Below are 13,098 nucleotides of genomic sequence, written 5' to 3' on the forward strand. Positions count from 1 at the left end.
CACCGGAACCGTGACCTTCACCGCCTGGGCGGTGAATCTCACCGCGCCCCCGCCGCCCGCCCGCGTTGCCCGTGCTCGGCCCCTATGACTAGGGTGCTCACGTCCCAGCGGGCAGCGTCCGACCGCCCGCTTGCAACGTCGAAGGGCCTGAACGTGGCACTGCCTCCGCTCACCCCCGAACAGCGCCAGGCGGCCCTCGAGAAGGCCGCCGCCTCCCGTCGTGAGCGGGCCGAGGTCAAGAACCGCCTCAAGCACTCCGGAGCCTCGATCACCGACGTGCTGCGCGAGGGCGGGACCAACGACGTCATCGGCAAGATGCGCGTCGTCGACCTGCTCCAGGCGATGCCGGGGCTGGGCAAGGTGCGTGCCCGTCAGGTGATGGAGCGGCTCGGCATCGCGGAGAGCCGCCGGGTCCGGGGCCTCGGGGCCAAGCAGGTGGCGGCGCTCGAGCGCGAGTTCGCCGACCGTCCCGACGCCCCTCGTGGCTGAGGTCGACCCGACCCCGCCGACGACCGGGCGCACGTCCGGCCCCTCCCGGCTCGTCGTCCTCGCCGGGCCGACCGCGGTCGGCAAGGGCACCGTCGCCGCCGCCGTCCGCGAGCTCCACCCCGAGGTCTGGATCTCCGTCTCCGCCACCACGCGTGCCCCGCGCCCCGGCGAGGTCGACGGGGTGCACTACCGCTTCGTGTCCGAGGCGGAGTTCGACCGCATGGTGGCCGCCGACGAGCTGCTGGAGTGGGCCGTCGTCCACGGACGCCACCGCTACGGAACGCCGCGCGGCCCGGTCGACGCCGCCCTGGCCGCCGGCCGACCCGCGATGCTCGAGATCGACCTCCAGGGCGCTCGCCAGGTCCGGCGGACCATGCCCGAGGCCCTGTTCGTCTTCCTGGCCCCCCCGTCGTGGGAGGAGCTGGTGCGCCGCCTGGTCGGCCGGGGCACCGAGGGGGAGGAGGAACGCGAGCGCCGCCTGGCCACCGCGCGGGAGGAGCTGGCGGCCGAGGCGGAGTTCGACGAGACCATCGTCAACCGCGAAGTTCACGCTGCGGCCGAGCAGTTGGTAGCCTTGATGACGCTTCGAAGCGATTCCCCCACCCACCATCTGTGAGGCTCACGCGTGTCTGCACCCCACATCGCCGCCGAGGGTGTCACCAACCCCTCGATCGACGACCTGCTCACCAAGACCGACAGCAAGTACAAGCTGGTGCTCTACAGCGCCAAGCGCGCGCGCCAGATCAATGCGTACTACTCCCAGCTCGGTGAGGGCCTCCTCGAGTACGTCGGCCCGCTGGTCGACACCCACGTCCAGGAGAAGCCGCTCTCGATCGCGCTGCGCGAGATCAACGACGACCTCCTGACCTGCGAGGACGTCGACCCGGCCGAGCTGGCCGCCGAGGAGGAGGCCGCCCGCGCCGCCGCCGCCGAGGCGTACCAGTCCGGTGAGTGACGTCGGCGTCTGATCGAGGTCCGATGAACGATCGTCGCGAGGCCGCGCCCCCGTCCGGGGCGCGGCCTCGCGTCGTCCTCGGGGTCAGCGGCGGGATCGCGGCGTACAAGGCCTGCGAGCTGCTCCGCCGCTTCACCGAGTCGGGTCACGACGTGACCGTGGTGCCCACCGAGGCCGCGCTGCAGTTCGTCGGCGCGCCCACGTGGGCGGCCCTGTCCGGCAAGCCCGTCTCCACGGACGTGTGGACCGACGTGCACGAGGTGCCGCACGTGCGCCTCGGGCAGTCCGCCGACCTCGTCGTCGTCGCGCCCGCCACCGCGAACCTGCTGGCCAGGGCCGCGCACGGAGTCGCGGACGACCTGCTCACGACCACCCTGCTCACCGCCCGCTGCCCGGTGGTGCTGGCGCCGGCCATGCACACCGAGATGTGGGAGCACGCCGCCACCCGCGCCAACGTCGCCACCCTTCGTGAGCGCGGCGTCCTGGTCATCGAGCCCGCCGAGGGCCGGCTGACCGGCGCCGACACCGGCAAGGGCCGCCTGCCCGAGCCGGGCGAGATCTTCGAGATCTGCACCCAGGTGCTCGCCCGCGGCGGTGCGGCCGGTGACCTCGACCTCGCCGGACGCCACGTCGTCGTCTCCGCCGGCGGGACCCGCGAGTACCTCGACCCGGTGCGGTTCCTCGGCAACCGCTCCTCGGGGCTCCAGGGCTACGCGCTCGCGCGGGCCGCCGTCGCGCGGGGCGCGGAGGTCACGCTGGTCAGTGCGAACGTCGCCCTCCCCGACCCCGCCGGTGCGAAGGTGGTGCGTGTCGAGACCACCGGCCAGCTGCGCGACGCGGTCGTGGGCGCCGCGGCCGGCGCGGACGCCGTGGTGATGGCGGCGGCCCCGGCCGACTTCCGGCCCACCGACGTCAGCACCAGCAAGATCAAGAAGGCGGGTGACGGCTCCGCGCCGAGCATCGGCCTGCAGCAGAACCCCGACATCCTCCACGAGATCTCGACCGAGCGGGCCCGCCCCGGCACGGTCGTGGTCGGCTTCGCGGCCGAGACCGGCGACGACACCGGATCGGTCCTCGACCTCGCCCGCGAGAAGCTGGCCCGCAAGGGCTGCGACCTGCTCGTCGTCAACGACGTGAGCGGGGGAGCGGTCTTCGGCAGCCCCGACAACCAGGCCGTGCTGCTCGGTGCCGACGGCTCGGCGACCGAGGTGCCGCGGGGTTCGAAGACCGCGCTGGCCCACGTGATCTGGGACGCCGTCGTCCGCCGACTGCCCGCTGGTTAGGGTGTCGCCATGACCGGACGTCTCTTCACCTCGGAGTCCGTGACCGAGGGCCACCCCGACAAGATCGCCGACCAGATCAGCGACGCCGTGCTCGACGCGATGCTGAGCCTGGACAAGTACAGCCGGGTCGCCGTGGAGACCCTGCTGACCACCGGGCTGGTGGTCGTCGCGGGCGAGGTGAGCACGACCGGGTACGTCGACATCAAGCAGGTCGTCCGCAAGAAGATCCTCGACATCGGCTACGACCACTCGACGAAGGGATTCGACGGACACACCTGCGGCGTGATGGTCGCCATCGGCGGCCAGTCCGGCGACATCGCCCAGGGCGTGGACTCCGGCCACGAGAGCCGCTCCGGCTCCGTGGACGCGATGGACAAGCAGGGCGCCGGCGACCAGGGCCTGATGTTCGGCTACGCCTGCGACGACACCCCCGAGCTGATGCCCCTGCCGATCAAGATCGCGCAGACCCTCGCCGAGCGGCTCAGCGCCGTACGCAAGGACGGCACGCTTCCCTACCTGCGCCCCGACGGCAAGACCCAGGTCACCATCGAGTACGACGCTGACAACCGCCCGGTGCGCATCGACACCGTCGTGCTCTCCACCCAGCACTCCGACGAGACCGAGCTCGAGACGCTCGAGGGCGACGTGAAGAAGCACGTCGTCGACCCGGTCCTCGAGACCTTCGACCTGCCCTCGGAGGGATACCGGCTGCTGGTCAACCCGACCGGCCGCTTCGTGGTCGGCGGCCCGATGGGCGACGCCGGCCTGACCGGCCGCAAGATCATCGTCGACACCTACGGCGGCATGGCCCGCCACGGCGGCGGCGCCTTCTCGGGCAAGGACCCGTCGAAGGTCGACCGCTCCGCTGCGTACGCCATGCGCTGGGTGGCCAAGAACGTCGTCGCCGCCGGCCTGGCCCGGCGCTGCGAGGCGCAGGTCGCCTACGCGATCGGCAAGGCCCAGCCGGTCGGCGTCTTCATCGAGACCTTCGGCACCGGCACCGTGTCCGACGAGGAGATCCAGCGCGCCGTGCTCGAGGTCTTCGACCTGCGCCCCGCAGCGATCATCGAGGAGCTCGACCTGCTGCGCCCGATCTACGGGCTCACCGCGGCCTACGGCCACTTCGGCCGCGAGCTGCCGGAGTTCACGTGGGAGCGCACCGACAAGGTCGAGCAGCTCAAGGCCGCGGTCGGCGCCTGAGCCCTCCGCGCGAGGCGGGTCCCGACCCCTGCGCGGGCGGTCGGCGGGCGCTGGTAGACAGGCGCCCGTGACCCAGCGACCCCCGGAGCCCGACCTGCTCCCGGGCATGCGCAGGACGGTGCGCGACTCCCGGGCCAAGGCGGCGGCGACGCGCGCCCGCAAGGCGACCGAGGTCGAGCCCGCGGCCACCGACCCGGTGGCGCGGGTGCTGGTCGAGGTGCCGCTGGCCCACCTCGACCGTCCCTTCGACTACCTCGTGCCCACCGCGATGGCCGACACCGCGGTCCCCGGCTGCCGGGTCAGGGTCCGCTTCGCAGGCCAGGACGTCGACGGCTTCGTGGTCGAGCGGGTGGCCACCAGCGAGCACGGCGGCCGGCTCAGCCCGCTCCGTCGCGTGGTCAGCGCCGAGCCGGTGCTGACCCCTGCCGTCGCGGCCCTGACCGCGGCCGTGGCCGACCGCTACGCAGGCACCCGCTCCGACGTGCTCCGGCTGGCCGTGCCGCCGCGGCACGCGACCGCGGAGAAGCAGGAGTCCCCGCCGGCGCCGGCGCCGGTCGTCGACCTCGACGCGGCGCGATCCGCCTGGGCCGGGCACGAGCCCGGGGCGGCGTTCCTCGACCACCTGGCCGCGGGCGGATCGCCGCGCGCGGTGTGGTCCGCCGCCCCCGCCACCGACTGGCCGCTGTTGATCGCCCACACCTGCGCCGCGACGTACGCCGCGGGGCGCGGTGCGCTGGTCTGCGTGCCCGACCATCGCGACGTCGACCGGGTGGCTGCCGCGCTCGTGGCGGTGCTGGGGGAGGGACACCACGTCGCGCTCACCGCCGACCTCGGGCCGAGTGCCCGCTACCGCGAGTTCCTCGCCGTCTCCCGGGGTGCGCGGCGCGTCGTGGTCGGCACCCGCGCGGCGGCGTTCGCCCCCGTACGCGACCTCGGGCTGGTCGTGGTGTGGGACGACGGCGACGACCTGCACGCCGAGCCGCGGGCTCCGTACCCCCACACACGCGAGGTGCTGCTCACCCGCGCCGGGCTCGAGGGCGCCGGTGTCCTGGTCGGCGGCTTCGCGCGCACCGTGGAGGCCGCCTACCTGCTGCGCTCCGGGTGGGCCCACGAGCTGGCCGCCCCGCGCGACCTGGTGCGCCAGCGCGTGCACGTGGCCGTCGCCGGGGCCTCCGACGCCGAGCTGCGCCGCGACCCCCTCGCCCGGGCCGCGAGGGTCCCCGCACAGGCGCACGACACCATCGAGGAGGGGTTGCGGCACGGCCCGGTGCTGGTGCAGACGCCACGCACCGGCTACGTGCCGAGCCTGGCGTGCGAGCGCTGCCGCACGCCGGCGCGCTGCACCGCGTGCGCCGGCCCGCTGGCCCTGCGTGGGCCGACCGACCCGCCCCGCTGCCGCTGGTGCGGCACCGACGACCCCGCCTGGGCCTGCCCGACCTGCGGCCACCGTGGGCTGCGCGCACCCGTGCTCGGCGACCACCGCACCGCTGAGGAGCTCGGCCGCTCCTTCGCCCGCACCCCGATCCGTTCCTCGAGCGACGACCGGGTCCGCGCCACGGTGGCCGCCCGCCCCGAGATCGTGGTCGCCACACCCGGCGCCGAGCCGGTGGCCGAGGGCGGGTACGCCGCAGTCGTCCTGCTCGACACCTGGCTCCCGCTGGCGCGCGCCGACCTGCGCACCGAGGAGGAGGCGCTGCGTCGCTGGGTCAACGCCGCCGCCCTCGTCGCGCCGGGCGGCCGCGTGCTGGCCGTCGGCGACCCGGCCCACCCCGCGCTGCAGGCGCTGGTGCGGTGGGACGTCGCGGGCTTCGCCGAGCGCGAGACCACCCAGCGGGTCGAGGCCCACCTGCCGCCGGCCTCGCGGATGGCCACGATCACGGGCGAGCCGGGCGCGGTCGACGACGCGATCACCCTGCTCGCGGCGCCGGAGGCGGCCGAGGTGCTCGGGCCCGTGGACCTCCCCGACGGCGAGTGCCGCGTCGTGGTCCGCGTGCCCCGCGCCCAGGGCCCGGCCCTCTCCGCCGCGCTGCACGAGCTGCAGCGGGTGCGTTCGGCGCGCAAGCTCGACGCCGTCCGCGTCCAGGTCGACCCGGCCACTCTCTAGACTCGACCCGCCCACCCAGCCGCTGAGAGGAAGCCCGTGGCCGTCCGCCCCATCCGCCTGTTCGGAGACCCGGTGCTGCGCCGCCGGGCGGAGGAGGTCGTCGACTTCGACGCCGAGCTCCGCCGGCTGGTGGCCGACCTGACCGACACCATGCTCGACGCCCCCGGTGCCGGCCTCGCCGCGCCGCAGCTCGGCGTCGGGCTGCGGGTCTTCACCTGGCAGGTCGAGGGCGAGGTCGGACACCTCGTCAACCCGGTCCTCGACCTCTCCGAGGAGGTCCAGGACGGTCCGGAGGGCTGCCTGTCGATCCCCGGCCTGGTCTACGACTGCCGCCGTGCGCTGCGGGCGGTCGCGCGCGGGTTCGACATGCACGGCGAGCCGCTCGTGATCGAGGGCACCGACTACCTCGCCCGCGCACTCCAGCACGAGACCGACCACCTCGACGGCATCCTCTTCATCGACCAGCTCGACCCGGAGGCCCGGAAGGCCGCGATGCGCGACATCCGCCAGGCCGACTGGTTCGGCCTCGAGCAGCCCACGGTGCGCGTGAGCCCCCACGCCACCGGCGGGCTGGGGTTCTGACCCGGTGCGCGTCGTCCTCGCCGGCACTCCGGAAGTCGCGCTCCCCGCGCTGGAGGCGGTCGCGTCGTCGCACCACGAGCTCGTCGGCGTGGTCACCCGGCCCGACGCCCCCGCGGGCCGCGGCCGCCACCTCGTCGCCAGCCCCGTCGGCCTGCGGGCCGAGGAGCTCGGCGTCACCGTGCTCAAGCCCGAGCACCCGCGCGACCCGGACTTCCAGGCGGCGCTGCGCGACCTCGCCCCCGACTGCTGCCCCGTCGTGGCGTACGGCGCACTGGTGCCGCAGGCCGCCCTCGACATCCCGCCCCACGGGTGGGTCAACCTCCACTTCTCGGTGCTGCCCTCCTGGCGCGGCGCGGCGCCCGTGCAGCACGCGATCTGGGCCGGCGACGAGGTCACCGGCGCCACGACCTTCCGGCTGGTGCCCGAGCTCGACGCCGGGCCGACCTACGGCGTGATGACCGAGACGATCCGGCCCCGCGACACGGCCGGCGACCTGCTCGCGCGGCTCGCCGAGGGCGGCGCCGGCCTCCTGGTCGCCACGCTCGACGGCATCGAGGACGGCACCCTCGAGGCGCGGCCCCAGCAGGCCGAGGGCGTGAGCCTGGCACCCAAGATCACCGTGGACGACGCCCGCGTGGTCTGGAGCGAGCCCGCGGTCGCCGTCGACCGCCGGGTGCGGGCGTGCACCCCGGCCCCGGGCGCCTGGACGACGTTCGGCGGCGAGCGGGTCAAGCTCGGCCCGGTCGAGCCGGTGGCCACGCAGCCGGAGGCCGGCCCCCTGGCGCCCGGAGACCTGCGCGTGGGCAAGCGCGACGTGCTGGTCGGCACCGGCACCGGCCCGGTCCGGCTGGGCGCGGTCAAGGGCTTCGGCAAGCGCGAGATGCCCGCGGCCGACTGGGCCCGTGGCCTGCGGCTCGAGCCCGGCGCGCGGTTCGGGGGAGAGGCGTGAGCCGCCCCGCCACCCCCGACGACGTCGCCGAGATCTGCGCCGCGCTGCCCGAGACCGAGCTCGGCATCTCGTGGGGCGACCGGCCGACCTGGAAGGTGCCGCGCGGCGGCAAGGGCAGGGGGTTCCTGCTGTACCGCGCCCCGGGCCCCACCGCGATCGACCCCGACACCGGGGAGCCCTACGACGACCTGCTCGTGATCACCACGCCCGGCCTCGCCGAGAAGGAGGCGCTGGTCGCCGACCCGGCCACGCCGTTCTTCACCATCGACCACTTTCGCGGCTACCCCGCCGTGCTGGTGCAGGAGTCGCGGCTCGCCGAGATCGACCGCGACGAGCTGGTCGAGGTGATCACCGAGGCCTGGGCGGCGAAGGCGCCGAAGCGGCTGGTGCGCGAGCACCTGGCCGGCAGGCCCGACGATGCCTGACCGCGCCCGGCTCGCGGCGTACGACGTGCTGACCGCGGTGCGCGTCGACGACGCCTACACCAACCTGGTGCTGCCCGCGGTGCTCCAGCGGCACCGGCTCTCGGGGCGCGATGCGGCCTTCGCCACCGAGCTCGCCGCCGGCACCCTGCGGCGCCGCGGCACCTACGACGCGGTGCTCGCCACCTGCGTCGACCGCCCGCTCACCCGGGTCGACCCGGGCGTCCTCGACGCCCTGCGGCTCGGCGCCCACCAGCTGCTGGCGATGCGGGTGCCCGACCATGCCGCGATCAGCACCTCGGTCGACCTCGTGCGCACCCGGGTCGGCCACCGCCCGGCCGGCTTCACCAACGCGGTGCTGCGGAAGGTCTCCCGCCACGACCTCGACGCGTGGGTCCGCCGGGTCGCACCCGACCCGGCCGCCGACCCCCACGGCTTCGAGTCCGTCGCGCACGCACACCCGCGCTGGGTGGTCGACGCGCTCGGCGAGGCGTTGGCGGCGACCGACGCGCACGGCGAGCTCGACGCCCTGCTGGCCGCCGACAACGTCTCGCCCGACGTGGTGCTGGTGGCACGCCCCGGGCGCGCGACCCGCGAGGAGCTCGGCGGCACCCCGACCCGCTGGTCGCCGTACGGCGCGGTGCTCGACGGCGGCGACCCGGGCGAGGTGCCGGCCGTGGCCGCGGGGCGCGCCGGCGTGCAGGACGAGGGCTCGCAGCTGGTCGCGATCGCCCTGGGCCGGGCAGCCGTCGAGGGCGACGACCGCACCTGGCTCGACCTCTGCGCCGGCCCGGGCGGCAAGGCGGCGCTGCTGGCCGGCCTCGCCGACGAGGCGGGGGCCCGCCTGCTGGCGGCCGAACGGGCGCCGCACCGGGCTGCGCTGGTGGCCCGGTCCCTCGCCGGCTCCGGAGGCGTGCTCGGGGTGGTGGCGGCCGACGGCACGCATCCAGCCTGGCCGCCCGCGACCTTCGACCGCGTGCTGGTCGACGCTCCCTGTACGGGGCTGGGGGCGCTGCGGCGCCGTCCCGAGGCGCGCTGGCGGCGGCGCCCCGAGGACCTCGACGAGCTGGTGGTGCTCCAGCGGGCCCTGCTGGGGTCGGCCCTCGACGCCGCCCGCCCCGGTGGCGCCGTGCTCTACGCCACCTGCTCGCCGGTGCTCGCCGAGACCGTGGGCGTCATCGACGCGGTGCTGGCCGAGCGCGACGACGCGTACGCCGACGACGCGGCTGCGCTGCTGCCCGAGGTGCCCGACGCCGGAGGGCCGCGCCCCGGCACGCTGCAGCTCTGGCCGCACCGGCACGGCACCGACGCGATGTTCCTCGCGCTGCTGCGCCGGCGCTGAGGACGTCCACCGGGGGGTCGCCGCGCGGTCACCCACCGGTCGGCTGGTCGAGACCGGAAGATGACCTGATCGTCACCAGTTCTGGGCTTTACCTTGCCGCTGGCGTGGGATGGAATGGGTGGGAGGTCCCGTCAGGGATCCGCAGCCGGGGGGAGGGACGATGCGCAGGTCGGCGGTGCTCGCGACCGTGGTGTCGTGCGGCCTCGCACTGGGCTCCGCCCTCGCCGCCTCGCCCGCCGCTGCCGACGAGACCGTCGTGGTGTCGGGACTGTCGTTCCCGCCGGGGGACACCTACGTCACGACGTTCGGCTGCGCCGACCTCTACCACGGCGCGGGCGCCGCGCCGCTGGTGCGGCTCGGCAACCTCGACACCTCGCCCGCCGGGCGCCGCAGCGCCGGCGTGCTCCCGCTCGCCGACGGGTCCGCGACCGGCCCCGTCACCCGCGTCGACTCCGTGGCCGCCACCTCGGTCGAGGGCTTCACCGCCCGCGCCGACCGGGGCGGGGTCGGTGTGGCCTGGGTCTGGTACGTCGCCCCCGGGGTCGACGTCGGCCAGGTCTGGGTCGGCCGTGCCCCGCTGCAGGCGTCCCCCGGCTGGGGCTACGTCGACGCCGCGGGGGCGGCGTACGAGTGGCAGAAGGTCGACGCGCTGACCGGCCGCGTGGTCGAGGCCGCCGGCACCGCCACCACCACGGCCTTCACCCGCGCCCACGGCGACGGCCCCGGCTACCTGCTGGCCGGCCTCGGGTGCGACGGGACGGCGTTCTCGTTCGACGCCCTGCAGGTCGGCAGCCCCGGCGCGGTGACGACCTACGACGTCGAGGGGCTGGTGCTCAGCACCACCATCTCAGCGTCGGGCGACCGGGTCCCCCCGGGCGGCCCGGTCACCCTGACGGGCGCCACCCTCGACTCCGCCGGCGAGCCCGCCGGCACCGCCCTGCAGCTCGAGGCCCTCGCTGCCGGCGAGTCCGCGTGGCAGGCGGTCGGCGACCCGGTGGAGGCCGACCGCGACGGCTACGTGCGCACGACCGTGGAGCCCACCGTGCGCACGCAGTACCGCTGGTCGGCGCCCGACACCGGCTACGCCGACGCGAGCGTCTCCGGCGCCGTGACCGTCCGTCCCCGCTGAGCTCCCGGGGCGGACGCTCCTCTGGTTCGTCAAGCCGCGGTGGGGTGCTCGAGGAGTCGGTAGAGGTCTCGGAAGATGCAGCGCTCGAGGCAGCGTCTGATCTCGCCGGGGAGGTCCTCGCGCGCCGCGACGCGCACGACGGGCGGCTGGTCGACGTCCACGCGGGCAGGCTACGGCGCTGCGGTGACACTCCGCGCTAGCGTCGGGTCCGTGCCGTCGTCGAAGCCGCCCGCCGTCGAGATCGAGGTCGACGACCGCGTCGTGCGCGTGAGCAACCCCGACCGCGTCTACTTCCCGGAGTCGGGCGCCACCAAGCTCGACCTGGTCGAGTACTACCTCGCGGTGGGGCCCGGCATCGTCAACGCGCTCTTCGAGCGGCCGTGCATGCTCCACCGGTTCCCCAGGGGACTGGCCGGCGACAAGGTGCACCAGAAGCGGCTCCCGGCCGGCGCGCCGCCCTGGGTGGAGACCGTCCGGCTCCACTTCCCGCGCTGGAACCGCACCGCCGACGAGCTGTGCGTGACCGAACTCGGCAGCGTGATCTGGGCGGTGCAGATGTCGACGGTCGAGTTCCACCCGTGGAACAGCCGCCGCGACGACACCGAGAAGCCCGACGAGTGGCGGATCGACCTCGACCCCGGCCCGCTCTGCGACTACGCCGCCGTGCGGCGGGTCGCGCACGTCGTGCACGAGGTGCTCGACGAGCTCGGGGCGGTCGGCTTCCCCAAGACCAGCGGCAGCAAGGGGATGCACGTCTACGTCCGCATCCCGCCCGACCACGGCTTCCAGGACGTACGCCGTGCGGCCTTCGCGTTCGCCCGCGAGGTCGAGCGCCGCAGCCCCGACGTGACCACCACCTGGTGGACCAAGGACCGCGACCCCCACCAGCTGTTCGTCGACTACAACCAGAACGCCCGTGACCACACCATCGCCGCGGCGTACTCGGTGCGCGGCTTGCCCGACGCGCGCGTCTCCACGCCGATCCGGTGGGACGAGGTCGACGACGCCGACCCCCGCGACTTCACGATCTTCAGCGTCCCGGCGCGGTTCGCCGAGCTCGGCGACCTGCACGCCGACATCGACGACCACGTCTTCGACATCGCGCCGCTGCTGGCGTGGGCCGAGCGCGACGAGCGGGAGGGCAAGGAGGTCCCCGACCCGGCCGGAGAGGGAGCGCCGGCCCGGACGCGGGGTCCGGGGAGCCCCACGCCCTAGACTCACCGCCCGTGGGCATCCAGATCACGCCGAGCATCCTCAACGCCGACTTCGGCGCCCTCGCGGCCGAGGTGGCCCGGATCCCGAGCGCCGACTGGGTGCACGTGGACGTGATGGACAACCACTTCGTGCCCAACCTGACCTTCGGGCCGACCATGGTCGAGGCGCTCGCCCGCGCCACTGACGTCCCCCTCGACGCGCACCTGATGATCGAGGACGCCGACCGCAACGCGCTGGCCTACGTCGAGGCCGGCTGCGGCTCGGTCACCTTCCACGTCGAGGCGGCCCGGGCCCCGGTGCGGCTGGCCCGCGAGATCCGCTCCCACGGCGCGCGCGCCGCGATGGCCCTCAAGCCGGCCACCCCGATCGAGCCCTACGCCGACCTCCTGCCCGAGCTCGACATGGTGCTGGTGATGACGGTCGAGCCCGGCTTCGGCGGGCAGAAGTTCCTCGACCTCTGCCTGCCCAAGATCCGGCGTACCCGTGAGCTCCTCGCCCGGCACGGCGTCGAGACCTGGCTCCAGGTCGACGGCGGGGTCTCGCTGGAGACCATCGAGCGCTGCGCCGAGGCGGGCGCCGACGTCTTCGTCGCGGGCTCGGCGGTCTACTCCGCCGACGACCCCGACGCGATGGTCACGCGGTTGCGCGAGGCGGCGGAGGCCGCGGCACCGTGACCGCGAGCCGCGCCGGCTGACGACGCGCTCAGTGCATGTAGGACTCCGGGGTGGTCCCACGCCCGCGGTGCTCCTTGAGGACCTGGTCGCTGGCCTCGGTCACGTGGCGGACGTCGGCACCCGAGCGCTCCTCCGCGATGCGCTCGGCGCGCTCGACCGCACGGTTCCACGTCTCGATCTCCCGGGCCACGTCCTCGAGACAGGTCTCGTCGAGCAGGATGGACTGCTGCTCGACGGTGGCGTCGCTCAGCAGCGCCTCGAGCGCCTCGGTCTCGTGCGGCGCGAGTCGCCGCGAGAGCCGCAGGCGGACGGGGTAGGTGGTGCGGCCGACGTGCGCGGGGTCGACGGCGAGCTCGGTGATGCTCAGCCCGGGATGTCGGTGGGTCAGGGGCATGTCCGGTTCCTTCCCTCGGACCGGACGCCCCGCCGACCTGATGCGGAGCCCGGCCTCACGCGTGGTGGTGCTTCCACCCTCCTCGGGCTTCGGGGCCGGCGCAAGCGAGCAGACATCGGCATGGACGGAAGCACCGGCGTGACCGGCTTCATGCCGCGCGCGCTCCCGCGGCCGTGCCCCGGTGTGGCACGCTGGTCCCCAGCAAGAGCCAGCAACGAGCTCGCGTGCTCTGGGGGCGGTGAAATTCCGCACCGGCGGTGATAGTCCGCGACCCGGTCACAGCCAGTGACCGGTTGACCAGGTGGAACTCCTGGACCGACGGTCAAAGTCCGGATGGGAAGCGCACGCGTGGGCGGTGCC

At 74.9% G+C, this 13,098-nt stretch carries 15 protein-coding genes and 1 riboswitch; of the genes, 13 read left to right on the plus strand and 2 right to left on the minus strand.

Annotation, left to right across the window (positions count from 1 at the left end; all coding sequences use genetic code 11):
• The first annotated feature begins 153 nt into the window (after positions 1-153).
• From mihF to ACFPGP_RS23625, 11 genes are all read left to right on the plus strand, one after another.
• A complete protein-coding gene (gene mihF, locus ACFPGP_RS23575; RefSeq protein ID WP_378593997.1) occupies positions 154-489 on the plus strand; it encodes an integration host factor, actinobacterial type in 336 nt (111 codons plus the stop codon).
• A complete protein-coding gene (gene gmk, locus ACFPGP_RS23580; protein WP_378593998.1) occupies positions 482-1,105 on the plus strand; it encodes a guanylate kinase in 624 nt (207 codons plus the stop codon). Before mihF ends, gmk begins: the two co-directional genes overlap by 8 nt.
• 9 nt (positions 1,106-1,114) lie before the next feature.
• On the plus strand, positions 1,115-1,444 hold the full coding sequence (gene rpoZ, locus ACFPGP_RS23585; protein ID WP_378593999.1) for a DNA-directed RNA polymerase subunit omega: 330 nt from the start codon (positions 1,115-1,117) through the stop codon (positions 1,442-1,444).
• 23 nt (positions 1,445-1,467) lie between these two features.
• The gene (gene coaBC / locus ACFPGP_RS23590) at positions 1,468-2,727 is read left to right on the plus strand and encodes a bifunctional phosphopantothenoylcysteine decarboxylase/phosphopantothenate--cysteine ligase CoaBC (RefSeq protein WP_378594000.1); all 1,260 of its coding nucleotides are present in this window, start codon (positions 1,468-1,470) and stop codon (positions 2,725-2,727) included.
• Between the two features lie 9 nt (positions 2,728-2,736).
• Positions 2,737-3,927, plus strand: a complete 1,191-nt coding sequence (gene metK / locus ACFPGP_RS23595; RefSeq protein ID WP_378594001.1) for a methionine adenosyltransferase — start codon at positions 2,737-2,739, stop codon at positions 3,925-3,927.
• A 67-nt stretch (positions 3,928-3,994) separates the two neighbouring features.
• Positions 3,995-6,031 (plus strand): primosomal protein N', encoded by a 2,037-nt coding sequence (locus ACFPGP_RS23600; protein ID WP_378594003.1) that lies wholly within the window; start codon positions 3,995-3,997, stop codon positions 6,029-6,031.
• 36 nt (positions 6,032-6,067) lie between these two features.
• Positions 6,068-6,613, plus strand: coding sequence for a peptide deformylase (gene def, locus ACFPGP_RS23605; RefSeq protein WP_378594004.1), 546 nt, complete (start codon positions 6,068-6,070; stop codon positions 6,611-6,613).
• Positions 6,614-6,617: 4 nt separating this feature from the next.
• On the plus strand, positions 6,618-7,562 hold the full coding sequence (fmt, locus tag ACFPGP_RS23610) for a methionyl-tRNA formyltransferase (protein ID WP_378594005.1): 945 nt from the start codon (positions 6,618-6,620) through the stop codon (positions 7,560-7,562).
• Positions 7,559-7,987, plus strand: coding sequence for an MmcQ/YjbR family DNA-binding protein (locus ACFPGP_RS23615; RefSeq protein ID WP_378594006.1), 429 nt, complete (start codon positions 7,559-7,561; stop codon positions 7,985-7,987). Before fmt ends, ACFPGP_RS23615 begins: the two co-directional genes overlap by 4 nt.
• Complete coding sequence (locus ACFPGP_RS23620; RefSeq protein ID WP_378594007.1) at positions 7,980-9,326, plus strand: RsmB/NOP family class I SAM-dependent RNA methyltransferase; 1,347 nt, start codon at positions 7,980-7,982, stop codon at positions 9,324-9,326. Before ACFPGP_RS23615 ends, ACFPGP_RS23620 begins: the two co-directional genes overlap by 8 nt.
• Before the next feature lie 160 nt (positions 9,327-9,486).
• Entirely contained in the window at positions 9,487-10,455 is a 969-nt protein-coding gene (locus ACFPGP_RS23625) for a hypothetical protein (RefSeq protein ID WP_378594009.1), read from the plus strand.
• 29 nt (positions 10,456-10,484) lie between these two features.
• Here the strand turns inward: ACFPGP_RS23625 and ACFPGP_RS23630 are convergent, their stop codons facing one another.
• A complete protein-coding gene (locus ACFPGP_RS23630; RefSeq protein ID WP_378594011.1) occupies positions 10,485-10,616 on the minus strand; it encodes a hypothetical protein in 132 nt (43 codons plus the stop codon).
• Positions 10,617-10,665: 49 nt separating this feature from the next.
• On the opposite strand from ACFPGP_RS23630, the gene ligD reads away from it, so the two are divergent.
• On the plus strand, positions 10,666-11,670 hold the full coding sequence (ligD, locus tag ACFPGP_RS23635; protein WP_378594012.1) for a non-homologous end-joining DNA ligase: 1,005 nt from the start codon (positions 10,666-10,668) through the stop codon (positions 11,668-11,670).
• Positions 11,671-11,681: 11 nt separating this feature from the next.
• Positions 11,682-12,344 carry a ribulose-phosphate 3-epimerase gene (gene rpe, locus ACFPGP_RS23640; RefSeq protein WP_378594014.1) on the plus strand — a complete coding sequence of 221 codons (663 nt, stop codon included), beginning with the start codon at positions 11,682-11,684 and terminating at the stop codon, positions 12,342-12,344.
• Between the two features lie 28 nt (positions 12,345-12,372).
• On the opposite strand, the gene ACFPGP_RS23645 is transcribed toward rpe, so the two are convergent.
• Positions 12,373-12,738: a hypothetical protein gene (locus ACFPGP_RS23645; RefSeq protein ID WP_378594016.1), complete on the minus strand. Its 366-nt coding sequence runs from the start codon at positions 12,736-12,738 to the stop codon at positions 12,373-12,375.
• Between the two features lie 220 nt (positions 12,739-12,958).
• A riboswitch (FMN riboswitch) is annotated at positions 12,959-13,088 on the plus strand.
• Positions 13,089-13,098 lie beyond the last annotated feature (10 nt).

It is taken from the genome of Nocardioides taihuensis, assembly GCF_042657275.1.
Lineage (GTDB): Bacteria > Actinomycetota > Actinomycetes > Propionibacteriales > Nocardioidaceae > Nocardioides > Nocardioides taihuensis.

Bases quoted from the DNA above. Each gene is read 5' to 3' on its own strand.
- coaBC (WP_378594000.1), top strand. From the start codon at position 1,468: ATGAACGATCGTCGCGAGGCCGCGCCCCCGTCCGGGGCGCGGCCTCGC.
- metK (WP_378594001.1), top strand. From the start codon at position 2,737: ATGACCGGACGTCTCTTCACCTCGGAGTCCGTGACCGAGGGCCACCCC.
- ACFPGP_RS23620 (WP_378594007.1), top strand. From the start codon at position 7,980: ATGCCTGACCGCGCCCGGCTCGCGGCGTACGACGTGCTGACCGCGGTG.
- ACFPGP_RS23625 (WP_378594009.1), top strand. From the start codon at position 9,487: ATGCGCAGGTCGGCGGTGCTCGCGACCGTGGTGTCGTGCGGCCTCGCA.
- ACFPGP_RS23645 (WP_378594016.1), bottom strand. From the start codon at position 12,738: ATGCCCCTGACCCACCGACATCCCGGGCTGAGCATCACCGAGCTCGCC.